22 protein-coding genes and 1 tRNA gene are annotated in these 26,273 nt (G+C 66.7%); 11 read left to right on the top strand and 12 right to left on the bottom strand.

Annotated features, from left to right (window positions below; genetic code table 11):
• The first annotated feature begins 12 nt into the window (after window positions 1–12).
• Window positions 13–1,608 carry a phosphoenolpyruvate carboxykinase gene (locus EOJ32_RS05375; protein WP_127897936.1) on the top strand — a complete coding sequence of 532 codons (1,596 nt, stop codon included), beginning with the start codon at window positions 13–15 and terminating at the stop codon, window positions 1,606–1,608.
• Between the two features lie 716 nt (window positions 1,609–2,324).
• Here the strand turns inward: EOJ32_RS05375 and argF are convergent.
• The 4 genes from argF to EOJ32_RS05355 all read right to left on the bottom strand — a co-directional run bounded on the left by argF (window position 2,325) and on the right by EOJ32_RS05355 (window position 6,028).
• On the bottom strand, window positions 2,325–3,251 hold the full coding sequence (argF, locus tag EOJ32_RS05370; RefSeq protein ID WP_046000086.1) for an ornithine carbamoyltransferase: 927 nt from the start codon (window positions 3,249–3,251) through the stop codon (window positions 2,325–2,327).
• Between the two features lie 147 nt (window positions 3,252–3,398).
• A complete protein-coding gene (locus tag EOJ32_RS05365; RefSeq protein WP_164871397.1) occupies window positions 3,399–3,875 on the bottom strand; it encodes a GNAT family N-acetyltransferase in 477 nt (158 codons plus the stop codon).
• Window positions 3,868–5,040 carry an aspartate aminotransferase family protein gene (locus EOJ32_RS05360; protein WP_127897934.1) on the bottom strand — a complete coding sequence of 391 codons (1,173 nt, stop codon included), beginning with the start codon at window positions 5,038–5,040 and terminating at the stop codon, window positions 3,868–3,870. The genes EOJ32_RS05365 and EOJ32_RS05360 overlap by 8 nt, the downstream gene beginning before the upstream one ends.
• Window positions 5,041–5,191: 151 nt before the next feature.
• Complete coding sequence (locus tag EOJ32_RS05355; protein ID WP_240542500.1) at window positions 5,192–6,028, bottom strand: ABC transporter permease; 837 nt, start codon at window positions 6,026–6,028, stop codon at window positions 5,192–5,194.
• A 117-nt stretch (window positions 6,029–6,145) separates the two neighbouring features.
• On the opposite strand from EOJ32_RS05355, the gene EOJ32_RS05350 reads away from it, so the two are divergent.
• The 5 genes from EOJ32_RS05350 (at window position 6,146) to rocF (ending at window position 12,626) form a co-directional block, all read left to right on the top strand.
• Window positions 6,146–6,769, top strand: a complete 624-nt coding sequence (locus tag EOJ32_RS05350) for a GcrA family cell cycle regulator (RefSeq protein WP_127897933.1) — start codon at window positions 6,146–6,148, stop codon at window positions 6,767–6,769.
• 165 nt (window positions 6,770–6,934) lie between these two features.
• Window positions 6,935–7,624, top strand: coding sequence for a metal-binding protein ZinT (locus tag EOJ32_RS05345; RefSeq protein ID WP_127897932.1), 690 nt, complete (start codon window positions 6,935–6,937; stop codon window positions 7,622–7,624).
• 94 nt (window positions 7,625–7,718) lie between these two features.
• A complete protein-coding gene (gene metG / locus EOJ32_RS05340) occupies window positions 7,719–9,437 on the top strand; it encodes a methionine--tRNA ligase (protein WP_127897931.1) in 1,719 nt (572 codons plus the stop codon).
• A 154-nt stretch (window positions 9,438–9,591) separates the two neighbouring features.
• A complete protein-coding gene (locus tag EOJ32_RS05335) occupies window positions 9,592–11,628 on the top strand; it encodes a TonB-dependent receptor domain-containing protein (RefSeq protein ID WP_240542499.1) in 2,037 nt (678 codons plus the stop codon).
• Window positions 11,629–11,702: 74 nt separating this feature from the next.
• Window positions 11,703–12,626, top strand: coding sequence for an arginase (gene rocF, locus EOJ32_RS05330; protein WP_127897930.1), 924 nt, complete (start codon window positions 11,703–11,705; stop codon window positions 12,624–12,626).
• Between the two features lie 52 nt (window positions 12,627–12,678).
• Here the strand turns inward: rocF and EOJ32_RS05325 are convergent, their stop codons facing one another.
• A complete protein-coding gene (locus EOJ32_RS05325) occupies window positions 12,679–14,703 on the bottom strand; it encodes a catalase (RefSeq protein ID WP_127897929.1) in 2,025 nt (674 codons plus the stop codon).
• A gap of 374 nt (window positions 14,704–15,077) precedes the next feature.
• On the opposite strand from EOJ32_RS05325, the gene EOJ32_RS20055 reads away from it, so the two are divergent.
• Window positions 15,078–15,149 (top strand) — tRNA-Leu (locus EOJ32_RS20055).
• Between the two features lie 49 nt (window positions 15,150–15,198).
• Here EOJ32_RS20055 and EOJ32_RS05320 read toward each other — a convergent pair.
• On the bottom strand, window positions 15,199–15,750 hold the full coding sequence (locus tag EOJ32_RS05320) for an NYN domain-containing protein (RefSeq protein ID WP_127897928.1): 552 nt from the start codon (window positions 15,748–15,750) through the stop codon (window positions 15,199–15,201).
• 51 nt (window positions 15,751–15,801) lie between these two features.
• Here EOJ32_RS05320 and folK point away from each other — a divergent pair, with 51 nt between their 5' ends.
• The 4 genes from folK (at window position 15,802) to EOJ32_RS05300 (ending at window position 19,721) form a co-directional block, all read left to right on the top strand.
• Window positions 15,802–16,449 carry a 2-amino-4-hydroxy-6-hydroxymethyldihydropteridine diphosphokinase gene (gene folK, locus EOJ32_RS05315; protein WP_371705972.1) on the top strand — a complete coding sequence of 216 codons (648 nt, stop codon included), beginning with the start codon at window positions 15,802–15,804 and terminating at the stop codon, window positions 16,447–16,449.
• Window positions 16,450–16,519: 70 nt separating this feature from the next.
• On the top strand, window positions 16,520–16,876 hold the full coding sequence (rpoZ, locus tag EOJ32_RS05310; protein WP_042245492.1) for a DNA-directed RNA polymerase subunit omega: 357 nt from the start codon (window positions 16,520–16,522) through the stop codon (window positions 16,874–16,876).
• A gap of 33 nt (window positions 16,877–16,909) precedes the next feature.
• On the top strand, window positions 16,910–19,024 hold the full coding sequence (locus EOJ32_RS05305; RefSeq protein ID WP_127897927.1) for a bifunctional (p)ppGpp synthetase/guanosine-3',5'-bis(diphosphate) 3'-pyrophosphohydrolase: 2,115 nt from the start codon (window positions 16,910–16,912) through the stop codon (window positions 19,022–19,024).
• Window positions 19,025–19,061: 37 nt separating this feature from the next.
• Complete coding sequence (locus EOJ32_RS05300) at window positions 19,062–19,721, top strand: DUF2062 domain-containing protein (RefSeq protein ID WP_052714835.1); 660 nt, start codon at window positions 19,062–19,064, stop codon at window positions 19,719–19,721.
• Here the strand turns inward: EOJ32_RS05300 and EOJ32_RS05295 are convergent.
• The 6 genes from EOJ32_RS05295 to EOJ32_RS05270 are packed head-to-tail and all read right to left on the bottom strand — an operon-like array spanning window position 19,715 to window position 26,235.
• Window positions 19,715–20,623 carry a glyoxylate/hydroxypyruvate reductase A gene (locus EOJ32_RS05295; RefSeq protein WP_127897926.1) on the bottom strand — a complete coding sequence of 303 codons (909 nt, stop codon included), beginning with the start codon at window positions 20,621–20,623 and terminating at the stop codon, window positions 19,715–19,717. The two genes, EOJ32_RS05300 and EOJ32_RS05295, sit on opposite strands and share 7 nt — an antisense overlap.
• Window positions 20,620–21,759, bottom strand: coding sequence for a rod shape-determining protein RodA (gene rodA, locus EOJ32_RS05290; RefSeq protein ID WP_045982737.1), 1,140 nt, complete (start codon window positions 21,757–21,759; stop codon window positions 20,620–20,622). Before rodA ends, EOJ32_RS05295 begins: the two co-directional genes overlap by 4 nt.
• Window positions 21,760–21,763: 4 nt before the next feature.
• The gene (gene mrdA, locus EOJ32_RS05285) at window positions 21,764–23,710 is read right to left on the bottom strand and encodes a penicillin-binding protein 2 (RefSeq protein WP_127897925.1); all 1,947 of its coding nucleotides are present in this window, start codon (window positions 23,708–23,710) and stop codon (window positions 21,764–21,766) included.
• A gap of 10 nt (window positions 23,711–23,720) precedes the next feature.
• Window positions 23,721–24,242 carry a rod shape-determining protein MreD gene (locus tag EOJ32_RS05280; RefSeq protein ID WP_127897924.1) on the bottom strand — a complete coding sequence of 174 codons (522 nt, stop codon included), beginning with the start codon at window positions 24,240–24,242 and terminating at the stop codon, window positions 23,721–23,723.
• Complete coding sequence (gene mreC / locus EOJ32_RS05275) at window positions 24,239–25,177, bottom strand: rod shape-determining protein MreC (protein ID WP_045982735.1); 939 nt, start codon at window positions 25,175–25,177, stop codon at window positions 24,239–24,241. Before mreC ends, EOJ32_RS05280 begins: the two co-directional genes overlap by 4 nt.
• Window positions 25,178–25,200: 23 nt before the next feature.
• Window positions 25,201–26,235, bottom strand: a complete 1,035-nt coding sequence (locus tag EOJ32_RS05270) for a rod shape-determining protein (protein WP_045982734.1) — start codon at window positions 26,233–26,235, stop codon at window positions 25,201–25,203.
• Window positions 26,236–26,273 lie beyond the last annotated feature (38 nt).

The following is a 26,273-nucleotide window of genomic DNA, read 5'->3' as shown; positions in this document are numbered from 1 at the left end:
GGAGCCCCCGACATGACCACGCGCGTAAACCCGACCTGCCGACTGGAAGACCAAGGCATTACGGGGCTGGGCCAGGTGCACTACAACCTGCTGGAACCCGCCCTGATGACACAGGCCGTCGCCCGCGGAGAGGGCAAGCTGGGCCTGGGCGGGGCGTTCCTGGTCTCGACCGGCGCGCATACCGGCCGCTCGCCCAAGGACAAGTTCGTCGTCCGCACCTCGTCGGTCGAGAACAGCATCTGGTGGGACAACAACAAGCCGATGGACCCGGCGGCGTTCGATCTGCTGCATGCCGACATGCTTCAGCACATGAAGGGTCGCGACTATTTCGTGCAGGACCTGTTCGGTGGTGCGGATGCCGATAACCGCCTGGACGTGCGCGTGGTGACCGAGCTTGCCTGGCACGGGCTGTTCATCCGCCACCTTCTGCGCCGGCCCCAGGCCGACGAGCTGGCGACCTTCACGCCCGAATTCACCATCATCAACTGCCCCGGCTTCAAGGCCGATCCCGCGCGTCACGGTTGCCGGTCCGAGACGGTGATCGCGATGAACTTCGACAAGAAGCTGATCCTGATCGCCAACACCGCCTATGCCGGCGAGAACAAGAAATCGGTCTTCACGCTGCTGAATTACCTGCTGCCGGAAAAGGGCATCATGCCGATGCACTGCAGCGCCAACCACGCACCGGGAAATCCCGGTGACAGCGCGATCTTCTTCGGCCTGTCGGGAACGGGCAAGACCACCCTGTCGGCCGATCCGTCGCGCGTCCTGATCGGCGACGACGAACATGGCTGGTCCGACACCGGCATCTTCAACTTCGAGGGTGGCTGCTACGCCAAGACGATCAACCTTTCGGCCCAGGCCGAACCCGAGATCCACGCGACCACCAGCCGCTTCGCGACCGTGATCGAGAACATGGTCTTCGACCCCGAGACGCTGGAGTTGGACTTCGAGGACAACTCGATCACCGACAACATGCGCTGCGCCTATCCGCTGGAGGCGATCAGCAACGCGTCCCAGACCAGCCTTGGCGGGCATCCCAAGAACGTCATCATGCTGACCTGCGACGCCTATGGCGTCCTGCCCCCGATCGCGCGGCTGACGCCTGCACAGGCGATGTATCACTTCCTGTCAGGCTTCACCTCCAAGACGCCGGGCACCGAGGTCGGCGTGACCGAGCCGATCCCGACCTTCTCGACCTGCTTCGGTGCGCCGTTCATGCCCCGCCGCCCCGAGGTCTATGGCAAGCTGCTGCAGGAAAAGATCGCTCAGCACGGGGCATCCTGCTGGCTGGTGAACACCGGCTGGACCGGGGGTGCCTTCGGCACGGGCAAGCGCATGCCCATCGCCGCCACCCGCGCCCTGCTGGCCGCCGCCCTGGACGGCAGCCTGAACACGGTGCAGTTCCGCCGCGATCCGAACTTTGGCTTCGACGTGCCGGTCAGCGTCCCCGGCGTCAGCCCTGTCCTTCTGGACCCGCGCCAGACCTGGGCCGACCCGGCCGCCTATGACGCCCAGGCCAAGAAGCTGGTGCAGATGTTCTGCGACAACTTCGCCCAGTATCTCGACGCGATCGACGACGAGATCCGCGCCGCAGCGATCGGCTGAACGAACTGACGGCCCCTTCGCGGGGCCGTTACTCTATTCGGTCGCAGCGATCGACAGGCCTCGGCTTCGGTATTCATATCCGGCAGAGCTTGTCCTTAACCTTATTAAGACGACCGCTAGCCCAGAGACACCTCGGCCCTTGCAATCGTGCTGTTACCTTTGGTCTTAACCAAACTGGGTCCAACCCGACCCGATCGATTGACGCGGTGATTGTAACGGTAAGACAGCATGAGCTACGTCCGGTCCCAGCCATGTGACACGGCATCGATTTCGGCAAGCGCGCCTCCCACCTGCGTAGCAGCAGCGACATCTTTGACGTAGCAAGCGCGCGGCCAGACTGGTCGCAACCCCTACATCCTGGTGATGGAACACGGTCCCTCGGAAAGCGAAATAGTGAATAGGCTTGCCGTACTCACTTTTGACAAATGGAATAGCCCGTACGCGGCATGCTTCGCTGATCGTCATTACAGCGATTGAGGCACTGCCGACTGATCCTCATAGTTGAGAGCGAATTAGGGCGCCCTTCGCAATGAATAGCGCTGTTTTCAAGATCGTCCCACTTAGCCCAAGTAAAGAGCTAGGTCTAAGGCGCAAAAGTTAGCATCCGCCTTCCTTTGCATTCGGATGCCGATGCAGAGCACCGGACCGAACCTGCCCCGCCCTCGCGGGGCCGGTTCAAGTGTCGTCGGGCGGCCCTTGGCCGCCCGTCAATCAGGTCACAGTCCCAGGCAGTGGCGCATGATCGCCTTCTGGGCGTGCAGCCGGTTTTCGGCCTCGTCCCAGATGACGGATGCGGGGCCGTCCATGACGGCACTGGTCACCTCGTCCTCGCGGTGCGCGGGCAGGCAATGCATGAACAGCGCATCCGGCCGCGCCTGCGCCATCAGGGCCTCGTTGATCTGATAGCCGCGCAGCTGATTGTGGCGCCGCTCCTTGGCCGATTGCGGGTCGTGCATGCTGACCCAGGTGTCCGTCACGACCAGATCGGCACCGATGACGGCCCGCGCCGGATCGCGCTCGATGGTGACGGGACGCCCTTGGGATGCCGCATAGTCGAGGCAGGCCGCTTCGGGATCCAGCGGCGGCGGGCCGGTGAAGGTCAGATCGAAGCCGAACTGCCCCGCCGCGTGGGCAAAGCTTGCGAACACGTTGTTGCCGTCGCCCGACCAGACGACCTTCTTGTCAGCGATGGGGCCGCGATGTTCCTCGAAGGTCATCACGTCGGCCATGATCTGGCATGGATGCGTGCGGTTCGTCAGTCCGTTGATCACCGGAACGGTCGCATGCTCGGCCATCTCCAGCAGCGTCGCCTCCTCGAAGGTCCGGATCATGATCAGGTCGACATAGCGGGACAGCACGCGCGCGGTGTCAGCGATGGTTTCGCCATGACCCAGCTGCATCTCCGAACCCGACAGGATCATCGTCTGCCCGCCCAGCTGGCGCACGCCGACATCGAAGCTGACCCGCGTGCGGGTCGAAGGCTTTTCGAAGATCAGCGCGACCATGCGGCCGGCCAGCGGCTGTTCGTCATCAGGACTGCCCTTGGGGCGGCCGTTGCGAGCGGCCTTCATCGCGTGGGCGCTGTCGATGATGCTGCGCAGGGCAGTGCGGTCGGTGGTGTGAATATCCAGGAAATGGGTCATCGTCTTGGTCTTTCGGCTTTTCTCCAGCAAGCCCCGCCGGACGGGCCGGGTCAAGGGCGGATCGGGGTTTCCGCGCCCCCGCAGGGGTCGCGCCCGACCGGGCCGGAGAAGATGGGTATTTGGGCAAAGAAAAAGGGCGCATGCGCCTCATCGGAGGCGGGTCATCACGCGGACAGGCCGGCCTTGCGCGTCCAGGCGGTGATCGTTGCCCGCAAAGCCCGCCTTGCGGTAGGCGGCAATGGCGCGCTGATTTCCGGGGGCGGGATCGATCGCCAGGGTCGAACAGTCCAGCAGCAGCAGATCGCCCAAGGTGCGCAGCCATGCGCCGCCCTGCCCCACCCCGTCAGGCCCGGAAAACACGTCCAGCGCCACGGCATCCGCCGGCAGCCCCGCAAAATGCGGCGCGGGCCAGTGATGGGCCGGATAGGATTGCGCATAGGCCAGGGCAGTGCCGTCCCGCACCACGATCATCTGCCGCATCACCCGGTGCCCCAGATCGTCGCGGATCAGGGCGATCTGGCGATCGGGGCCGGGCCACCAGGCCGCGACCTCCGGCTGAGCCAGCCATCGGGCCAGCACGGGCAGGTCGTCCCTGGTGACCGGCCTGAAGGCGTAGTCAGCCATCCAGGCTGGCGGCTGCCCTGTCCAGGCGCGCCACGGCCTCGGCGATCTCATCTTCGGTGATGTTCAGCGGCGGCAGCAGGCGCAGCGTGTCATCTGCGGCGGGCACGGTCAGCAGATGCTGATCATAGGCCGCACGCACCAGATCGGTCGGCGCCATGCGGCATTTCAGGCCCAGCATCAGCCCCTGCCCTCGCACGCCTTCGAAGATCTGCGGATGGGCGGCGACCAGCCCCTCCAGCTTCTGGCGGAACAGGGCAGCCTTGCGGTTGACCTCGGCCAGGAAGGCCGGATCGGCCACGATCTGCATCACGCGCGCGCCGACCGCGCAGGCCAGCGGGTTGCCGCCATAGGTGGAGCCGTGCGTCCCTGCGACCATGCCCGCAGCCGCGCCCTCCGTCGCCAGCACCGCGCCCAGGGGAAAGCCCCCGCCGATGCCCTTGGCGACCATCATGATGTCGGGGGTGATCCCGGCATATTCATGCGCGAACAGACGCCCTGTCCGGCCCATGCCGCATTGAACCTCGTCCAGGATCAGCAGCGCGCCGGTCCGGTCGCACAGTTCGCGCAGCCCCTGAAGGCAGGCGTCGGGCAGCGGACGGATGCCGCCTTCGCCCTGTACGGGCTCGACCATGATCGCGGCGGTACGGTCGGTGACTGCGGCCTTGAGCGCCTCGTGATCGCCGAAGGGCAGCGTGCGGAACCCCGGCATCAGCGGGCCGAAGCCCTTGACCATCTTCTCTGACCCTGCCGCCGCGATGGCCCCGGTCGAGCGCCCGTGGAACGCGCCCGAGAACGTCAAGATCTCGATCCGATCCGGATCGCCTGCGTGGTCCCAGTGCTTGCGCACCATCTTGATGGCCAGTTCGGCCGCCTCGGTGCCGGAATTGGTGAAGAACACCGTGTCCGCGAAGGTGTGTTCGACCAGCAGGTCGGCCAGACGCTCCTGCTCGGGGATCTGGTACAGGTTCGACACGTGCCAGATCCGGCCGGCCTGTTCGGTCAGCGCGGCGACCAGATCGGGATTGGCATGGCCCAGCACGTTCACCGCGATGCCCGCGCCCAGGTCCAGGTATCGCGTCCCGTCGGCGGTGACGGCCCAGGCGCCTTCGCCGCGTTCGAACGCCAGGGGGGCGCGATTATAGGTCGGCAGGACGTGCGGGATCATGGCAAGGCTCCGGCGATGGAAGGGGAATGGCGGAAACGGCAACAGGGACGCGGGCCCGCGAAGGGGCCGGCGTCAGCGTCGCGAACGGGTGGTGCGTCGTTTCGTCATGGCGCGAAGGATGCGCAGCTTTGCCTGTCAAGGCAAGCGCTAATCAGGCCTTCATGCGATAGCCCGACCGCAGCCACCGCCACGCCAGATACAGCACGCCCGCGACGACGCCCGCGCAGATCAGCGCGCCGCGCCAGACGGGCGCATCGCTGACTCCGGTCACGCCATAGCGCGCGCCGTCGATCAGGTAGAAGATCGGGTTCCAGTGCGACAGCGTGCTGAACGGCTGCGGCAGCGCCTGCACCGAATAGAAGGTGCCCGACAGGAACGACAGCGGCGTGATGATGAAATTGGTGATCGCCGCCATCTGGTCGAACTTCTGCGCCATGATCCCCGCCAGGATGCCCAGGCCGCCCAGCATCAGCGCGGCCAGCAGCACGAACATCGCCGCCCAGCCCGGATGCGCGATGCCGCGCCCGGTGACCAGCACCATGCCGGTCCCGATGACCGTGGCCACCAGCCCGGCGCGCACCACCGACCCGGCCAGATAGCCGGCCAGCAGCTCTCCGGCGGACAGGGGCGGCATCAGCGTGTCGACGATGTTGCCCTGCACCTTGGCCGCGGTGATCGAGCTGGAAGTGTTCGCGAAGGCGTTCTGGATGACCGTCATCATCAGGATGCCCGGCCCGAGGAAGACCAGGTAGGGCAGGCCCATGATCTGCCCCCGCCCCTGGCCCAGGGCCATCGCGAACACGACAACGAAAAGGCCCGCCGTCATCAGCGGCGCGAATATCGTCTGCTGCCAGACGGCCATGAAGCGCATGACCTCGCGCCGCGCCAGCGTACGCAGGCCCAGCCAGTTGACGCGGCCAAATCGGCGCACGCCCATGGCGGGGCTGTCGGAAAGCAGGGGCAGGCCGGGCATTGTGGGCGGGGTCATCTGGCGGTCCTTGAATTTCTGCGCTTCGGCGGCTAAATCTCGGCATCCCGTATGTGACGGGACCAATCGCAGGTTACAAGATGGGGCGGCAGGTCAGACCCGCCCGGAAAGGCTGCCATGTCCTGGACGGATGATCGCGTCGAGACACTGAAACGCATGTGGTCCGAGGGCCAGTCGGCCAGCGCCATCGCCAAGGAACTGGGCGGCGTGACCCGCAACGCGGTGATCGGCAAGGTCCATCGCCTGGGGCTGTCGAACCGCACCGAGGAGCCGGAAGCCGCAGCCCCGGCTCCCGCCCCCGCGCCGGAACCGGTCGCGCGCGAAAAGCCTGCGGCTCCCCGTGCGGTCCCGCAGCCAGCGACGGCCCCTCTGCGCCCCGAACCCGCGCCCGAGCCCGTGGCGGTCCAGCCCGAACCGGAACCCGAACCCAGCACGCAGCCGGCCTTCGTGCCGGTTCCCCGCCGCCCGATCGTGCCGGCGGGACAGCCTTTGCCGCCCCAGCCTTCGGCCAACGAGATCTCTCCCGAAGCCTTGGCCTCGGTCCGCGAGGTCGAGAAGCGCGCCAAGAAACTGACCCTGATGGAACTGACCGAGCGGACCTGCAAATGGCCCATCGGCGATCCGGCAACCGACAAGTTCTGGTTCTGCGGCCTGCCGTCGGTCGCGGGAAAACCCTATTGCGAGGCGCATGTCGGCGTCGCGTTCCAGCCGATGTCCTCGCGCCGCGACCGTCGCCGCTGATCGCTTTCGGGCGGGCCGCAAAGGTCCGCCCGGTCCCGACCCGCCCTTGCCATCCCCGTACGCGCGCCTTACTGCGGTCCTGTTATGTGATGACATATCATTCCATGATTCGTCAGATCTACAGAAGGACCGCCCCATCCCCTCCGCTCGCCCCTCCCCGCCAGTCTGCTGATCGCCGCGACGCTTGCCCTGACCGGGCCTGCGCGGGCCCAGGACAGTGCCGCCCCAGCCGCACATGACCACTCCCACGACCACGACCACGATCACGATCATGACCATGATCACGCGCACGATCACGCCCATGCCCGCAGCCCCGAGGCGCAGGCCATCTATGACGGCTATTTCGACGACGATCAGGTCAAGGACCGCCCCCTGTCCGACTATGCGGGCGACTGGCAGTCGGTCTATCCCCTGCTGCAGGACGGCACCCTGGCGCCGGTCATGGACCGCAAGGCCCAGAAGGGCGACCAGACCGCCGAGGAATACACCGCCTATTACCGGACCGGCTATGCCACCGATACGGACCGCATCACCATCGAGGGTGACATGGTGACGTTCTACAGCGACGGCACGCAGGTGTCGGGCACCTATGCCAATGACGGGCACGAGATCCTGACCTATGCCCGCGGCAACCGCGGCGTCCGTTTCATCTTTGCCAAGACTGCCGGCGACGCGGGCGCACCCGCCTTCATCCAGTTCAGCGACCATGGGATCGCCCCGGCCCGCGCCGACCACTTCCACCTGTATTGGGGCGACGACCGCGCCGCCCTGCTGGAGGAGGTGACGAACTGGCCTACCTACTATCCCGCCGACATGCCCCCCGCCCAGATCGTGGACGAGATGCTGGCCCATTGACGACCTGCGCACGCCCGGTGCGCCGGGCGTGCGCACCGCTTTTCATCACGGCGCAACAGGGCTAGAGATGCGCGACCCCGAAAGGACGCATGCCATGGCCCGCCACCTGATCACCTCTGCCCTGCCCTACATCAACGGCATCAAGCATCTGGGGAACCTCGTCGGTTCACAGCTGCCCGCCGACCTCTATGCCCGCTATCTGCGGGCGCGGGGCCACGAGGTCATGTTCATCTGCGCCACGGACGAACACGGCACCCCCGCCGAACTGGCCGCCGCCAAGACCGGAGAGGACGTGGCCGACTATTGCGCCCGGATGCATGGCGTCCAGACCGCGCTGGCCGACGGGTTCGGGCTGTCCTTCGATCATTACGGCCGCTCCTCCAGCGACCGCAACCGCGCCCTGACCCAGCATTTCGCGGGCCGCCTGGCCGACCAGGGCTATATCCGCGAGGTCGTCGAGAAGCAGGTCTTCTCCCATGCCGACAACCGCTTCCTGCCGGACCGCTACATCGAGGGCACCTGCCCCAACTGCGGCTATGACAAGGCGCGCGGCGATCAGTGCGAAAACTGCACCAAGCAGCTGGACCCGACTGACCTGATCAACCCGCGCAGCGCGATCTCGGGCAGCACCGACCTGGAGGTGCGCGAGACCAAGCACCTGTACCTGCGCCAGTCCGCGCTGAAGGGCGACATCGCCGCCTGGATCGACGCCAAGACGGACTGGCCGATCCTGACGACCTCGATCGCGCGCAAATGGCTGAACGACGGCGACGGGCTGCAGGACCGCGGCATCACTCGCGACCTTGATTGGGGCGTGCCGGTGAAGCGGGGCGACCAGGACTGGCCGGGGATGGAGGGCAAGGTCTTCTATGTCTGGTTCGACGCGCCCATCGAATATATCGGCGCGACCGCCGAATGGGCCGATGCGGCGGGCGCCGACGATGCCGCATGGCGCCGCTGGTGGCGCCTGGACCAGGGCGCCGAGGACGTGACCTATACCCAGTTCATGGGCAAGGACAACGTGCCCTTCCATACCCTGTCCTTCCCCGCGACCCTGATCGGTTCGGGCGAGCCGTGGAAGATGGTCGACTATATCAAGTCCTTCAATTACCTGACCTATCAGGGCGGACAGTTCAGCACCTCGCAGGGGCGCGGCGTATTCATGGACCACGCGCTGGAGATCCTGCCGGCGGACTACTGGCGCTGGTGGCTGTTGTCGCACGCCCCCGAATCCGGCGACAGCGAGTTCACCTGGGAGAATTTCCAGCAATCCGTGAACAAGGACCTGGCCGACGTGCTGGGCAACTTCGTCAGCCGCATCACCAAGTTCTGCCGCGCCAAGTTCGGCGAGGCCGTTCCCGAAGGCCCGGCCTGGGGCCCTGCCGAACTGGCGCTGATCGACACGCTGACCGCCCGCGTCCGTGCCTATGAGGCGAATATGGAGGCGATGGAGGTCCGCAAGGCCGCCGCCGAGCTGCGCGCCATCTGGGTGTCGGGCAATGAATACCTGCAGTCGGCCGCGCCCTGGACGGTGTTCAAGACCGAGCCCGACCAGGCGGCGATGCAGGTGCGCATGGGCCTGAACCTGATCCGCCTTTACGCGGTCCTGTCGCAGCCCTTCATCCCCTTTGCATCGGCCGCGATGCTGCAGGCGATGGACGCGCAGGATGCGGGCTGGCCCGACGACGTGGCGCAGGCCTTGCAGGCGCTGGCCCCCGGCCATGCCTTCACCGTCCCCGAGGTGATGTTCGCCAAGATCAGCGACGAGGACCGAGAGGCCTGGGCCGCCCGCTTCCAAGGCGTCCGCGCCTGACTGTCGCATTCGTGCCACAGGGGCGCAGGGGGCGGGCGCAGGCCTTGTTCCCCGCGCCCAGCCGCCGTAAAGGCGACTGAATTACCCAGGTAATCGGCTTTTCCCTCTGGCCACGACCCCAGGCAGCATGTCCCCTCCGACCCCGAGGCCCATGATGCCCAAGACCCCCTCCCTTCGCGTGACATTCCTGTCGCTGACCGCCCTGACCGCGCCGGCATTGGCCCAGGACACGGCCCCCATCCTGCTGGACGAGATCGTGATCACCGCGTCCGGGTTCGAACAGAACATCGCCGACGCCCCTGCCAGCATCTCGGTCATTTCCGGAGAGGAGCTGGCGCGGCGCAGCATCACCAGCCTGTCGGACGCGCTGCGCGGGGTGCAGGGCGTGGCCACAACGGGCGTCGCCAACGAACAGGACATCACCATCCGCGGCCTGTCCGGCCAGTACACGCTGATCCTGGTCGACGGCAAACGTCAGGGCACGCGCGAATCGCGCACCAACGGCAGCGCGGGGATCGAGCAGAACTGGATTCCCCCCGTCGCCGCCATCGACCGGATCGAGATCGTTCGCGGGCCGATGTCGTCGCTGTACGGATCGGACGCGATGGGCGGCGTGGTCAACGTCATCACTAAGCCGGTCGCCGACCGCTGGACTGGGTCGGTCACGGCCGAGGCCACCCTGCCCCAGGACGGCGACGACGCGTCCTCGCGCCAGCTGTCCTTCTATGGCAGCGGGCCGGTCGTTGCGGACCGGCTGGGCCTGCAGGTCTGGGGACGCCGCCTCGACCGGTCCGAATCGCGGGTCGTCGACGGGCTGCGCGACCGCGAACTGACGGACCTGTCGGCGCGGCTCAGCTGGACGCCCGACCCCGATCACACCGTCCACCTGGAGGGCGGGCGCACCACAATCGAGGATCTGGGACGCGTCGGCCGCACCATCGCGCCCGTCGATTTCCGCGGCACGCCACAGAACGACAGCCTTCAGGACAACACCCGCGACCGCGCCGCCCTGTCCTATGCCGGGCAGTGGGGCAATGTCGCGGCCGACCTGTCGGTCCTGCGCGAGGTGGGCCAGCGCAAGACGGCATCGGGCAATGGCGCGCTTGTCGCAGGCGACCGCGCGCCAGAGGTCACGAACACCGTCTATGACGCGAAATTCACCGCGCCGCTGGAATGGCAGGGCAGCCATACGCTGGTCTTTGGCGGGCAGGTGAACCGCACGGGGCTGCGCGACCAGAACCCCGGCCTGGGCGACGGGCGGACCTATTCCTTTGCGACCTCGCAGCACGCGGTGTTCCTGGAGGACGAATGGCGCCTGCGCGACGATCTTGCCCTGACCCTTGGGGCGCGGCTGAACGATCATGCCGAATACGGCAGCAACCTGACCCCGCGCGCCTATGCGGTGTGGAACGCGACGCAGGGCCTGACCATCAAGGGGGGCGTGTCGACGGGGTTCCGCGCGCCGGATCTGCGCTCCGTCGTGCCGGGCTATTTCTACACCACCGAACAAGGCGCAGGCGCGATCGTCTCGAACCCTGCCCTGCAGCCAGAGGAAAGCACCAGCTATGAGTTGGCGGCGCTTTACGATGCGCCGACGTGGCAGGTGGGTGCGACGCTGTTCCGCACCGATTTCGACGACAAGATCGAAAGCGCCCGCACCGACGACCAGGTCGTGATCGGCGGCACCAGCTTCAACCGATGGGAATGGTACAATGTCGGCCGCGCCCGCCTGCAGGGGGTAGAGTTGACCGCGGACTGGGACGCTACCCCCGACCTGACGCTGCGCGCAAGCTACAGCTTCACCGACAGCGAACAGCGGACCGGCGATTTCGCGGGCCTGCCGCTGGACCGTACGCCGCGCCATCAGGCCAGCGTGACCGCCGATTGGGTCACCCCCGTCGCGGGGTTGGGGGCCTGGGGGTCGGTGATCTATCATGGCCGGGAAACAGCCGCCGGAGCCCGCATCGGCACCAACGGCCGACCGGTGGCCTTCGACGCGGACGGGACAGCCATCGCCTATGAATACGGATCCTACCTGACGGTGGATCTGGGGGCGGATTACCAACTGACCGACCGGGTCAGCATGAACGGCGCGATCTACAACCTTCTTGACCGCGACATCACCATGGCCGCCAACAACACCGAGGGCGAGGGCCGCCGCCTGTGGCTGGGCGTGACCTCGAACTTCTAGGGGGATGCGCCCGGCCGGTGGACTTTCCCCGGCCGGGCGTGTTCAAACGGGGCACCATCCAGCCGGAGAGCCCCATGACCCATTGCATCCTGATCGGAGCCCCCGTGGACGAGGGCCAGCGCCGCCCCGGCTGCCTGATGGGCCCCGCCGCCTATCGCACCGCGGGCCTGGCCGCCACTCTGTCGACCTTAGGCCACACGGTCGAGGATCGCGGCGATGTCACGCCGGATCCGTTGGGCGACCATCGCTGCGCCAACCCCGCCGTCCATCACCTGCCTGAAACGATCGCCTGGACTGGTGCCCTGCGCCAGGCCACCCAGGACGCCCTGCCGCATGGCATGCCGATCATCATGGGGGGCGATCATTCGCTGGCCCTGGGCACCGTCGCGGGGGTCGCTGCGCATGCCGCCGCGCAGGGCCGCGCGCAGTTCGTGATCTGGCTGGACGCGCACAGCGACTTTCACACTGTCGCCACCACTACATCGGGAAACCTGCACGGCACGCCGATGGCCTATGCCAACGGGTTGGACGGTTTCGACCCCTTCCCGCCCTTCCCCGCCCCCATCCCGGGCGAAAACATCTGCATGTTCGGCATCCGCAGCGTGGACCCCGCCGAACTGGCCCTGATGCAGCCCACGGACATCACCGTGAACGACATGCGGGTGCTGGACGAACAGGGCATCGTGGCCCCGCTGCGGGCCTTTCTGGACCGCGTGCGCGCGGCCGACGGCCTGTTGCATGTCAGCCTGGACGTGGATTTCCTAGACCCCTCGATCGCGCCCGCGGTCGGGACCACGGTGCCCGGCGGCGCGACCTTCCGCGAGGCGCATCTGGTGATGGAGCTGCTGCACGAATCGGGGCTGGTCACATCGCTGGACCTGGTCGAGTTGAACCCGTTCCTGGACGAACGCGGCCGGACCGCAAAGCTGATGGTCGATCTGGTCGGCAGCCTGATGGGCCGCAAGGTCTTTGACCGCCCGACCCGCAGCTATGGATAAGGGGCGGACCACCGGCCCGCCCCCTTTCATTCCGATCCGGAACGGCTGAGGCCTACCAGACCTTGGCTTCGCGGTCATAGAACCGCTGCGCCGCCGCCTCGACGAACGCCGCCGGGTCCAGCTTGGTCACGCCCTTGTCGGGCTGCACCCCGGCCGCCGCCAGCAGCTTGGCGCTGGCATCGTCGGCGCCGATCGCCTTCAGATGCGCAAAGGCATCCGACACGAAGTCGACCGCGGGCTTGAACTTGGCCAGCTTGGCCGCGTCATCGGCGCCGATGACCAGCGCCACCGCATCGAACAGGACCGAAGGCGATCCCGCCAACTGCGCCTCGGCCTTGCCACGCTCCTTGGCGATCAGCATGACGGTGCCGCCCTGGGCCTCGACCGCGCCGCGCAGCGCATCGACCTTGGCTTGATCCCCGCCGTCGCCGATCAGGATGCCGACCTTGCGACCCTTCAGGCTGTGCTTGGCCTGCTTCATGATCGACAGCGCATCCGAAGGCGCCATGTCGATCGGCTCGCGCATGGGGGTCGCGGCGTCGGGCAGGTCCTCGGCCAGACCTTCGGCCACGGTTTCGGCTAGATCCTCGTCGATGACCCGCAAATGACCCAGAACGCGCTGGATCACGTGGCCAAGGCCGACCTTCGACAGTTCAAACGTGATCGCATCGGCGATGTGGGTCTGCTCGACCTCGGTCTGGCTGCGATAGAACAGCCGCGCCTGGCTGTAATGGTCGCCGAACAGGTCCGCCCGCACGCGCAGCTTCTCGTCCGGCTGGTTGCCCAGGTCGGTCATGTCCTTATAGGTCGCGAAGCCCTGGTCGGTGGCACGGGGTCCCGGCTCCTCTCCGGCCTGATCCAGGCTGTTCGGCTCGTAATTGGCGCGGCCTTTGGGCACTGCCATCTGCATCATGCCGTCGCGCTGAAAGTTGTGCATCGGGCATTTCGGCGCATTGACCGGGATCTGGTGGAAGTTCGTGGTGCCAAGCCGCGACTTCTGGGTGTCCATATAGCTGAACAGCCGTCCCTGCAGCAGCGGGTCGTCGGAAAAGTCGATGCCGGGCACGACGTTCGTCGGCAGGAAGGCCACCTGCTCGGTCTCGGCAAAGAAGTTGTCGGGGTTCCGGTCCAGCACCATGCGGCCCACGATGCGGACGGGAATATCCTCCTCGGGGATCAGCTTGGTCGCGTCCAGGACGTCATAGGGCTGCTTGGCGGCCCATTCGGCGTCAAAGGTCTGGATGCCCAGTTCCCATTCCGGGAAGTCGCCCGAATCGATGGCCTCCCACAGGTCCTGGCGGTGATAGTCCTGGTTCGCGCCGGCGGTCTTGACGGCCTCGTTCCAGACCTGGCTCTGCAGGCCCAGCTTGGGCTTCCAGTGGAACTTGACGAAGGTCGACTTGCCCTGGGCGTTGACCAGACGGAACGTGTGGACGCCGAACCCCTCGATCATGCGCAGGCTGCGCGGGATGGCACGATCGGACATCGCCCACATGATCATGTGCATGGATTCCGGCATCAGCGATACGAAATCCCAGAAGGTGTCGTGGGCGCTGGCGGCCTGCGGATAGCCCTTGTCTGCCTCCATCTTGACCGAATGGACCAAGTCGGGAAACTTGATGGCGTCCTGGATGAAGAACACCGGAATGTTGTTGCCGACCAAGTCCCAGTTGCCTTCTTGGGTGTAGAACTTGACAGCAAAGCCCCGCACGTCGCGCGGCGTGTCGACGCTGCCTGCGCCGCCGGCCACGGTCGAGAAACGCACAAAGACTGGCGTCTTGCCCGGATTGGCCAGAACGCCCGCGCGGGTCAGTTCCGGGATCGGGTCGGTGCATTCGAAATAGCCGTGTGCACCCGAACCGCGGGCGTGGACGATCCGCTCCGGAATGCGTTCATGGTCGAAATGAAAGATCTTTTCGCGAAGGACGAAATCCTCCAGCAGGGTGGGACCGCGGGCCCCGGCCTTCAGGCTGTTCTGGTTGTCGGAAATCGGGACCCCGTGATTGGTGGTCAGGGCCTCGCCGCCGGTCTGGTGGGTCTCTCCACCGTTGCCGCGTGTCTCGCTGATGCTGGACATGACGTCCTCCTGTGCTGGCGCGTTGCCTGTCCAACCAAGGCCGATGAAAACGGTTCCTGATTCGGGGGGCTATGTTTTGTTCACCCGCTTGCCCTGCGCCGCGCAGCCTGCGATACGCAGGAGTGATGATGATGCGGACGTGGCGAAATCGGTAGACGCAGCAGACTTTGACAATTGGAGTGCCCGGTCGGGAAACCGCCGGTGCAGAACCGCTCAAATTCGGGGAAAGCTGTGGGGCCCCGGCCCCGTGCCAATCCCGAGCCAAGCCCCGGACACGGGGAAGGTGTAGAGACTAGACGGGCGGCGCCTAACGTCCTTGCGGACCATGGCGAAGGGATAGTCCAGACCACGAACGGGGCATCGCACCCCCGGCGGCGAAAGTCGAAGTGGTACGAAAATCTGTTTTCCGAACGGAAGTGCGGGTTCAAGTCCCGCCGTCCGCACCATCATCGCGTCATGCGGCACCGGCGCTGTCAGGCCCCGGTGCACGCGGGATTAAGTCTCGACTTGAGCCGGGTCGCGCGGCGGGCGGCCAATGATGTCGCGCAGCGCGTCCAGTTCGATGAAGTTGTCGGCCTGGCGGCGCAGGTCGTCGGCGATCATCGGTGGCTGGCTGCGGATCGTGGACACGACCGACACCCGGACCCCCTGACGCTGAAGCGATTCGACCAGCGGCCGGAAATCGCCGTCGCCAGAGAACAGGACCGCGTGATCCATCCGCGGGGCAAGTTCCATCGCATCGACGGTCAGCTCGATGTCCATGTTGCCCTTGACCTTGCGGCGGCCCTGGGCGTCGGTGTATTCGCGCGCCGGCTTAGTCACGACGCAGAAACCGTTGTAATGCAGCCAGTCCACCAGCGGACGGATGGGGGAATATTCCTCGCCCTCGATCAGGGCGGTGTAGTAATAGGCACGCATCAGCTTACCGCGGCGATCGAATTCCTGGCGCAGCAGCTTATAGTCGATATCAAAGCCCAATGCCTTCGCGGCAGCATAAAGATTGGCCCCGTCTATGAAGATTGCCAATCGGTCGTCTTTGTAAAACATGGATGTTGCCTTTGATGAACCCGGTCCTTCACGGCACAAGCGCGGGCCAGGGTGAGGGACCTGAAATGCGCGGGCCCATGCCATGGACCTGTAAGGAAAGAGGAAAGCGTGGTTAACCTATCTTTTGGTATCGTTGCTTTTGGGGCCAACCTTCCCCTGTCGGATCAGGACCCCGTAACGACCCTGTGCACGACGATGGGCATTCTGCACAGCGCCCCGGGCATTTCAATCACCGCGATCAGCCGCATCTGGCGGACTCCCGCCATGCCTGCGGGATCGGGGCCCGAGTTTGCCAATGCGGTGGCGCTGATTGCCACGTCGCTGGATGCACCGCACGTCCTGGAAACGCTGCACCGGATCGAGGCTGACCACGGGCGCAACCGCAGCATGGGCCGTTGGTCGGCGCGCGTGCTGGACCTGGACCTGATCGCTTTGGATGACCGGATCGAACCTGATTCGAACCATCTGCGGACCTGGATGAACCTGCCCCCCGACCGCCAGGCGGTGCAGACGCCCGACCGGCTGATCCTGCCCCACCCGCGGATGCAGGACCGCGCTTTCGTTCTTGCCCCCCTGGCGGAGATCGCGCCGGACTGGCGTCACCCCCTGACCGGGCTCAGCGTCGCGGCGATGCTGAAAGCGCTTGGACCCGGCGCATTGGACGGAATGACGCCGGCCGAATTCCCAGGTTTTCCTTGACAATCGGCACCAAGCCGACCATCAGTCCGGTTCGCCCCGAATGTCCGATTCGCAACTGCACAGGTGATCCATGGCCCGCGTAACGGTCGAAGACTGCGTCGACAAGGTTCCCAACCGCTTTGATCTGGTGATGCTCGCCTCGCATCGCGCCCGAGAGATCGCGGCTGGCAGCGCCCCCACCGTCGATCGCGACAACGACAAGAACCCGGTGGTCGCCCTGCGCGAAATCGCCGAAGAGACCCAGCCCGTCGACGATCTGCGCGAGCGGATGATCGAATCGACCCAGACCCAGATCGAGGTTGACGAGCCCGAGGAGGACGCCATGGCCCTGCTGCTGGGCGCCGAGGTCGATCGCCCCAAGCCGTCCGACGAGGAATCCGAGGAACGGATGCTGCGCATGATGCTGGAAGCCAACCAGCGCGCCTGACACGGTCACACTGCAGAGGTCTTCGACACCATTATGATCGACGTCGAAGACCTGCTGGCCCTTGTCCGCAACTACAACCCGCGCAGCAACTGCACCCTGATCCGCGATGCCTATGAATACGGCATGCGCATGCACGAGGGCCAGTTCCGCCATTCCGGCGAGTCCTACTTTACCCATCCCATCGCCGTCGCCGCCATCCTGACCGAGATGCGGCTGGACGACGCGACCATCGTGACCGCGCTGCTGCACGACACGATCGAGGACACGCGATCGACCAAGGACGAAGTCGTCGGCATGTTCGGCGCCGAGATCGCCGAACTGGTCGACGGGGTCACCAAGCTGACCAATCTGGAACTGTCCAGCACCCAGTCCAAGCAGGCCGAGAACTTTCGCAAGCTGTTCATGGCCATGTCGCGCGACATGCGAGTCATCCTTGTCAAGCTGGCCGACCGGCTACACAACATGCGTACCATCCGGTCCATGCGCCCCGACAAGCAGGTCAAAAAGGCGCGCGAGACGATGGACATCTATGCCCCCCTGGCGGGCCGGATGGGCATGCAGTGGATGCGCGAGGAGCTGGAGGACCTGGCCTTCAAGGTCATCAACCCCGAGGCGCGCAGTTCAATCATCCGCCGTTTTGTCAGCCTGCAGCGCGACAGCGGCGACATCATCGGCCAGATCACAGCTGACATCCGCACCGAGATGGAGAAGGAGGGCATCGAGGCCGACGTGTTCGGCCGCGCCAAGAAGCCCTTCAGCGTCTGGCGCAAGATGCAGGAAAAGCAGCTGGCTTTTTCGCGGCTGTCCGACATCTACGGCTTTCGGATCATCACGCGGACGGAGATGGATTGCTATCGCGCGCTTGGCGTGATCCACCATCGCTGGCGCGCGGTTCCGGGGCGGTTTAAGGATTACATCAGCCAGCCGAAATCAAACGGATACCGCTCGATCCACACCACGGTCTCCGGTCGCGACGGCAAGCGGGTCGAGGTGCAGATCCGCACCCGCCAGATGCACGAGGTCGCCGAGGCCGGCGTCGCGGCGCATTGGGCCTATCGCGACGGCGTGCGCACCCGGAACCCCTTTGCGGTCGATCCGGCCGAATGGATTGCCCAGCTGACCGACCGGTTCGACACCGAGGACCACAACGAGTTCCTGGAACACGTCAAGATGGAGATGTACCAGGACCAGGTGTTCTGCTTCACCCCCAAGGGCGACGTGATGCAGCTGCCGCGGGGCGCGACGCCGATCGACTTCGCCTATGCGATCCACACCCGGTTGGGCAATTCCTGCGTCGGCGCCAAGATCGACGGCATCCGCGTGCCCCTGTGGACGCGGCTGAAGAACGGGCAGTCGGTCGACATCATCTCTGCCTCGGGGCAGCGCCCGCAGGCGACCTGGCTGGACATCGTGGTCACGGGCCGCGCCAAGGCCGCGATCCGGCGCAGCTTGCGCGAGGAGGACCGCGACCGCTTCATGCGCCTGGGGCGCGAACTGGTGCGCGTCAGCTTCGAGCATGTGGGCCGCAAGGTCACCGACAAGGCGCTGCGGACGGCGGCCAAGCAGATGGGCCTGCCCTCGGCCGAGGATCTGCTGGCCCGCATCGGCAGCGCCGAGAATTCCGCCAAGGAGGTCCTTGGCGTCCTCTATCCGGAGCTGGCCGACCACCAGGACGAGATCGACGGCAAGCGCCCCTTCGCGGGGCTGGAGGCCGACGCGAACTTCAAGCGCGCGCCCTGCTGCGCCCCCCTGCCCGGCGAGCGGATCGTGGGCATCACCTATCGCGGCGCCGGCGTGGTCATCCACGCCATCGACTGTCCTGTGCTGGCCGAGTTCGAGGATAGCCCCGACCGGTGGGTCGACCTGCAATGGCGCGAGGGGCGCCACCCCGCCGCCTATTCGACCGTGCTCAATTTGACGATCCGCCACGACGCAGGCGTGCTGGGACGCATCTGCACCTTGATCGGGGCGCAGGGGGCGAATATCTCGAACCTGGAGTTCATCGCCCGCAAGCCCGACTTCTACCGCATCGAGGTCGAGGTCGAACTGCGCGACCATGAACATCTGCACAACCTGCTGACTGCCCTCGAGGCGGAAAGTGATGTCGCGCAGGTCTCGCGCGTGCGGGACCCGGCGCTGAAACCCTGAGGCAGGCGCCCCCTGCCCGTCACGGATCGGGTTCGCCTTGTTCAAACGCCGCAAACCGCGCAGCTACGGCCAACTGGCCAGCCAGATGATCTATCCGCCGGGCGGCTGGCGGCGGGCCAGCGCCTACGTGGCCCACAGGCTGCGCCGCCTGCCCGACCAGCCGCATCGCATCGCGCGCGGGGTCGCGGCGGGGATCATGGTGAATTTCACGCCGCTGTTCGGGTTCCACTTCCTGTCGGCGGCGGCGGTGGCCTGGATCATCCGCGGCAACGTGCTGGCCGCGCTGTTGGCGACCTTCGTGGGCAATCCGGTGACCCTGCCCTTCATCGCGCTGATGTCGGTCAAGCTGGGCCGCGAGATCCTGGGCCAGGAGGGCGAGCTGACGCCCCAGTTCATCTTCCACGAATTCTCGAAGGCCACCGGAGAGCTGTGGCACAACCTCAGCGCCCTGTTCGGCCCGTCCGAGATGCACTGGTACAACCTCAGCGACTTTCTGGCGCAGGTATTCTGGCCCTACATGGTTGGCGGCGTCATCCTGGGGTCCGTCGCGGGGGTCATCACGCATTACCTGACCGTGCCGATCTTCATCGCCTATCAGCGCCGCCGCGAGAAGAAGATGGCAGAGCGCATCGCCCGCGCCTCGGCCCGCGCGGCACAGCTGAAGGCGGATCGGGCCAAGGGCGGTCCGGGTCAGTAACCGCGGTCGCGGTCCACTAGATGCAGCAGCGGCCGTCCCGCCATCGCGCGACGCAGGTTCTGGGCGACGACGGGGGCGGCGGTCGCAGGGCGGGTCTCGGCGGCGATATGGGGCGTGACGGTGACCGCGGGATGGGCCCAGAACGGGTGATCCTGGGGCAGCGGTTCGGTGCGGAACACGTCCAGCACCGCGTGCCCCGGCCGCCCCCGGTCCAGCCCCCGCAACAGCGCCTCGTCATCGATCAGCGTGCCACGTCCCGGATTGATCAGCCAGGCGCCGTCAAGCAGGCGCGACAGGCGGTCCGCATCCAGCAGCCCGCGGGTGGCGGGCGTGTCGGGCAGCAGGCAGACCAGAATCTGCGCGCGGGCCAGGGCCTGGTCCAGCTGCGCGATGGGCAGCACCGAAACCCCCGGCACCGCCCGCCCCGAGGCGCTGACCCCGGTGACCGGAAAGCCCAGGGCGGTCAGCATGGCGGCGGCGGCCTGTCCCAGTTCGCCCATGCCCAGGACGGTCACCGGGCGTTCGGCGGCCAGCGGCGGGATCTGCCCGTTGCGCCAGATGCCGTCCTGGGCATAGCGGTCCATGCCCAGATGGGCACGCATGGCCCATCCTGCGCAATATTCGGCCATCCCCTGGCGCAATCCAGGATCGACCATCCGCGCCAAGGGCTGGGTCAGCGTGGCGTTGCCCACGATGCGTTCGACCCCGGCCCACAGGCTCTGCACCAGCCGGACATTGGCGTAGGGCGCGAAATCGGTGATGTCGCCGCCCGGGGCGTAGATGATCGCATCGAACGTGGCCGGATCGCCGTCGCGGTCCAGATGCATCTCGGGGCAGGCCGCGCGCAGGGCCGGGGCCCAATCGGACCACGCATCGTCGCGGGCAGAGAACCGGACCCTCATCGGGGCCTGTGGACATGGGCGGATTGCACCAGACCAAATCCCAGCATCAGGATCATCAGCGACGTCCCCCCATAGCTGACCAGCGGCAGCGGCGACCCCTTGGCGGGCAGCAGGCCCATCACCGTCGCCATGTTGATCGAGAAGTACAGAAAGAAGGTCGCGCTGATGCCGATGGTGATCAGGCTGGCAAAGCGGTCGCGGTTGCTGAGTGCGGAATACAGGCAGAAGCCCAGGATCAGCATGTACAGCACCAGCAGCGACGACGCGCCGATGAAGCCGAACTCTTCGGACAGGACGGTGAAGATGAAGTCGGTGTGCTTTTCGGGCAGGAAGTTCAGCCGCGACTGCGTGCCCTGCATGAAGCCGCGCCCCGACAACCCGCCCGAACCAAGCGCGATCTGGCTCTGGATGATGTTGTAGCCGGCCCCCAACGGGTCGGAGGTCGGGTCCAGAAAGGTGTCGATCCGGCGGAACTGATAGTCGCGCAGCAGCTGCCAGTCCGTTCCGCGGCTGCGCATGACGGCCACGACCAGGCCCACCGCGGCGCCGATCACCGCCCCGAAATACCACAGTGACACACCCGCCGCGAACATCACGATCCCGCCCCCCGCGATCAGCATGATCGACGTGCCAAGATCCGGCTGCATCAGGACCAGCGCGGTCGGCGCCAGGATCAGCACCACCGGCACGATCACCCACAAGGGACGCGACACGCGGTTCAGCGGCAGCCAGTCGTAATAGGCCGCCAGCAGCAGGACCAGCGCGATCTTCATCAGTTCGGACGGCTGGATTCGGATCGGGCCGATGTCGATCCATCGCTGTGCGCCCATGCCGATGACCCCGAACAGGTCGACCGCGACCAGCATCAGGAAGCACATCACATAGGCGGCGACAGAGATGCCGCGCCAGAACCACATCGGCACGAAGGCCAGCCCCAGCATGATCACCATGCCCACGGCAAAGCGGATCATCTGCGGTTCCGCCCAGGTGTCCATGCGGCCGCCCGCGACCGAATACAGCATCAGGAACCCGATGCAGCACACGGCGGTGATCAGCAGGACCAGCGGCCAGTTGATGTAGAGGACCTTGCGGAACCCCGTCGGAACCTGCGCCACCTGATAGTCGAGATAGGACATCGCCTTACGCCCTGCTGCGGCCGGGGCGCGGGGCCTCGGGCTGGTAAAGGTGCATGGCGTTGTGACGCTCCTCCAGCGCGGCGCGCTGATCCGAGGGCACGGCGTCCACGGGCGGCAGCCCGCCGTTCAGCGCGAACAGCAGGATGTCGCGCGCGATGGGCGCGGCCACGGCCGATCCGCCGCCGCCATGTTCGACCACCACCGAGATCGCGTATTTCGGCGCATCATAGGGGGCATAGGCCACGAACAGCGCATGGTCGCGCCGCGCCCAGGGCAGCTGCTCGTTCGAGATGACGCCGCGCGCGCGTTCGGCGGCGGTGATGTTGCGGACCTGGCTGGTGCCGGTCTTGCCGGCCATGCGCCATTCCTCGCGCGTGATGCGGGCGCCGCGGGCGGTGCCGCGGGCGCTGTTCATCACCGCGTCCATGCCAAGCCGCGCGACGCGCAGCGATTCCGGGCTGATGTCCAGCGGCGGGTATTCGGGCGGCGCCTGCCGCACGCCGTCGACGGACCGGATCAGCTGGGGCCGAACCTCGCGGCCCGACGCGATGCGGGCGGTCATCACCGCCAGCTGCAGCGGCGACGCCAGCACGAAGCCCTGCCCGATCGAGGCGTTCAGGCTGTCGCCGATCTGCCAGGCCTGGCCGTGGCGGGCCATCTTCCATTCGCGGTCGGGGGCGATCCCTTCGGCCACCGCCGACATGGGCAGGTCGTGGCGCTGGCCCAAGCCAAGCTTGCGCGCCATGATCGCGATCCGGTCGATGCCCACCCGCTGCGCCAGTTCGTAGTAGTAGACGTCGCAGCTTTCCTCGAGGCTCTTGATCGCATCGACGGTGCCATGCCCGCCGCGCCGCCAGCAGTGGAACCGCCGGCCGCCCAGTTCGGTGTAGCCCGGACAATAGAACCGGGTGCCCGCATCGATCACCCCGGCCTCCAGCCCGGCCATCAGGGTGACCATCTTGAAGGTCGATCCGGGCGGATAGACGCCCTGCACCGTCTTGTCGGCCAGGGGGCGGTGGTCGTGATCCATCAGCGCGCGGTATTCGGGGCTGCTGATGCCGCGCACGAACTTGTTGGGATCGAAGCTGGGCGACGAACAGATCGTCAGCAGCTCTCCGGTCTGGCAGTCGGTGATGACGGCGGCGGCGCTTTCGGTGCCCATCCGCTGCGCGGCATAGTTCTGCAAGGCGGCATCCAGCGTCAGCTGCAGCGTGGCCCCCTGTTCGCCCTGCTGGCGCGACAGCTGGCGCATCTCGCGGCCTTGGGCGTTGACCTCGACGCGGCGGGCGCCCGCCTTGCCACGCAGGATCTCCTCCATGCGGCCCTCGACGCCGATCTTGCCCAGCTGAAAGTCCGGCAGCAGCAGGACCGGGTCAGGGTCCTCGATCCGCGACAGGTCGTAATCGCTGACGGGGCCGACATAGCCCATGACATGCGCGAAATCGCCCGCCCGCGGATAGGCGCGCGACAGCGCCGATTCGGGCGTGACGCCGGGCAGCGACGGGGCGTTGACCGCGATGGCGCTGAACTGCTCCCAGGTCAGGCGGTCGGCCAGCACGATGGGGGTGATGGCACTGCGGCGGGAAAACTCCTCCATCAGCTCGGCCATGCGGGCGTCGGTCATTGGCACCAGCCGCGACAGGCGGCGCAGCACGGCCTGGACGTCGCCGCCCGCCTCCTCGCGCGTCAGGGTGACGCGATAGTTCTGTTCGTTCCCCGCGATGATGATCCCGTTGCGGTCCAGGATCAGCCCGCGCGACGGCGGCAGCAGCCGGATTTTGATCGAGTTGCCGTCCGCCAGCGTGCGGTATTCCTCGGCATGGTCCAGCTGCATCGACCGCATCTTCAGCGCCAGCGTGGTGACGGTGGCCACCTGGATGCCGGCCAGCATCAGCCCGCGCCGGGTGATCTGGCGGGAGCTGTCCAGGATCTCGCGTTGGGACTTCTTCATGCCCTTGTCCTCATGTCGGATCGCCGCGGCCAAGGCGGCGCAGCCCGATCAGCCAGCGTGCCCCGAAGACGACCAGCGGATAGGCCGCCACCGTCGCCAGAAACTGCAGGATCACCTGCCCCAGGGCCGGCACCTGCAGCACGAACACGACCTGCACCAGGCGATAGCCCAGCATCATCAGCCCGATCAGCACGCCCACGCGGAACCATTCAACCATGAATGGCTGATCGCGCCAACGGGGCTCTCGCAGACGTGCGGCCTCGGATCCCAGCAGCACGATGGCGGTCCACAGGCCCAGGGGGCGCATCAGCAGCACGTCCTCGACCAGGATGGCCAGCACGATGACCGGCGCGGCCAGCTGGTCGGGGCGGCGCAGCACCCAGGCCAGAATAAGCGCCAGCGCCAGGTCGGGGCCGGGCCAGCCCATGATGCCCGCCGACAGGGGCAGCAGCCGCACGAACAGCAGCGCCCAGACCGAGGCCAGAAACACCAGCGTTCCCAGGGCGAAGCTGCGGCTGGGCAGCTGGATCATGGCGTGGAACCCGGGTCCAGCGGATCGCTGGCCGCCGCCGCGTCGACCGGAGAGGCCGGCAGCTGCGGCCCGATCAACCCGCTGTCCTGGCCCAAGATGATGGCGGCGCTGTCGACCACCGCCTCGGCCGGATGCGATCGCAGGACGCGCAGGAACTCCAGGCGTTCGTAATCGGCCGCCATGCGCAGGCGCAGCCGCCCGTCGCTGCCCTGCGCGACCTGGCCCACCAGCACCCCGGCGGGAAAGACGCCCCCGTCGCCCGAGGTCACGACCCGGTCGCCGGGACGGACGTTATCGGCCTGCTCGACGAATTCCAGCAGCGGCAGCGGCGTGTTGTCGCCCGTCAACAGCGCCCGTTCGCCGGTCGGCTGGACCGTCACCGGCAACCGCGACGACGGGTCCGTCAACAGCACGACGCGGCTGGTCCGGTTCCCAACGCCGGAAATGCGCCCGACCAGCCCCAGCCCGTCCATGGTGGCCCAGCCCTCGATGATCCCGTCCTGAGCGCCGACGTTCAGCAGCACCGACTGGCGGAAAGCCGAACCGCTGTCGACCATCACCACGCCCGTGACGCTGGTCAGGGCCGGATCGATGCGGACGTTGTTCTGCGCCATCAGCTTGGAGTTCTCCTGCTCCAGCTGGACGGCGGCCTCGCGCCAGGCGGACATGCGCTGCAATTCGCGGCGCAATTCCTGGTTCTGCTCATAGATGCGCGCATAGCTTTGAAAGCCCGCGACCATCTGGGTAACCTTGGTCACCGGGGCCACGGCCCATTCGAACCGCGGCACGATGCGGTCGATCATCGCCGTGCGCATCATCTCGGCCCGCGGGCTGTCGATGCGCCAGAACAGGAACACCGCCAGCAGCGCAAGCGCCAGCACCGCGATCAGGACGCGGCGCACGGGTGTGGCGAAATCGGTGCTCTTCTGCGCCATTCAGGCGCTCCCTGCCTGCGCGATCAGCTGTCGTAGTCGATGACGTGACGCAGCTGCTTTTCGAACTCCAGCGCCTTGCCGGTGCCCAGGGCCACGCAGCTCATCGGCTGGTCGGCCAGGCTGATCGACAGGCCGGTCTGCTCGCGCAGCGCCAGGTCCAGCTCACCCAGCATGGCGCCGCCGCCGGTCAGCATCACGCCGCGATCGACGATGTCGGCGGCCAGATCCGGGGGCGTCGCCTCCAGCGCGACCATCACGGCCTCGCAGATGGCCTGGACGGGCTCGGACAGCGCCTCGGCGACCATGGCCTGGCTGATCTCGATCTCCTTGGGGATGCCGTTCAGCAGGTCGCGGCCGCGCACCATCAGGGTCGCGCCGCGCCCGTCATCGGGCATGCGGGCGGTGCCGATGCTGGTCTTGATGCGTTCGGCGGTCGATTCCCCGATTAGCATGTTCTGGTTGCGGCGCAGATAGTTGATGATCGCCTCGTCCATGCGGTCGCCGCCGATGCGCACCGAGCGCGCATAGACCACGTCGCCCAGGGACAGGACCGCGACCTCGGTCGTGCCGCCGCCGATGTCCACGACCATGCTGCCGGTGGGTTCGGTGATGGGCATGCCCGCGCCGATGGCCGCCGCGATCGGTTCGGCGATCAGGCCCGCCTTGCGCGCGCCCGCGGACAGGACCGACTGGCGGATGGCGCGTTTCTCGACCGGGGTCGCGCCGTGCGGGACGCAGACGATGATCTTGGGTTTGGAGAAGGTCGTGCGCTTGAACACCTTCTTGATGAAATGCTTGATCATCTGCTCGGCGCTGTCGAAATCAGCGATGACGCCCTCGCGCATCGGGCGGATGGCCTCGATACTTCCCGGCGTGCGGCCCAGCATCAGCTTGGCGTCCTCTCCGACCGCCAGGACGACGCGCTTGCCGTCCTTGACGTGATAGGCCACGACCGAGGGCTCGTTCAGGATGATGCCCTTGCCCTTGACATAGATCAGCGTGTTCGCCGTCCCCAGGTCGATTGCGATGTCGGTCGAAAACAAACCGCCGAATGCCATGCCCGTATCCTTTTCCCGCCGGTTGGCCCGGCCTGCCC

Source organism: Paracoccus sp. Arc7-R13 (genome assembly GCF_004010775.1).
GTDB classification, from domain to species: domain Bacteria; phylum Pseudomonadota; class Alphaproteobacteria; order Rhodobacterales; family Rhodobacteraceae; genus Paracoccus; species Paracoccus marcusii.
This window is presented reverse-complemented; position numbering and strand designations above follow the sequence as displayed.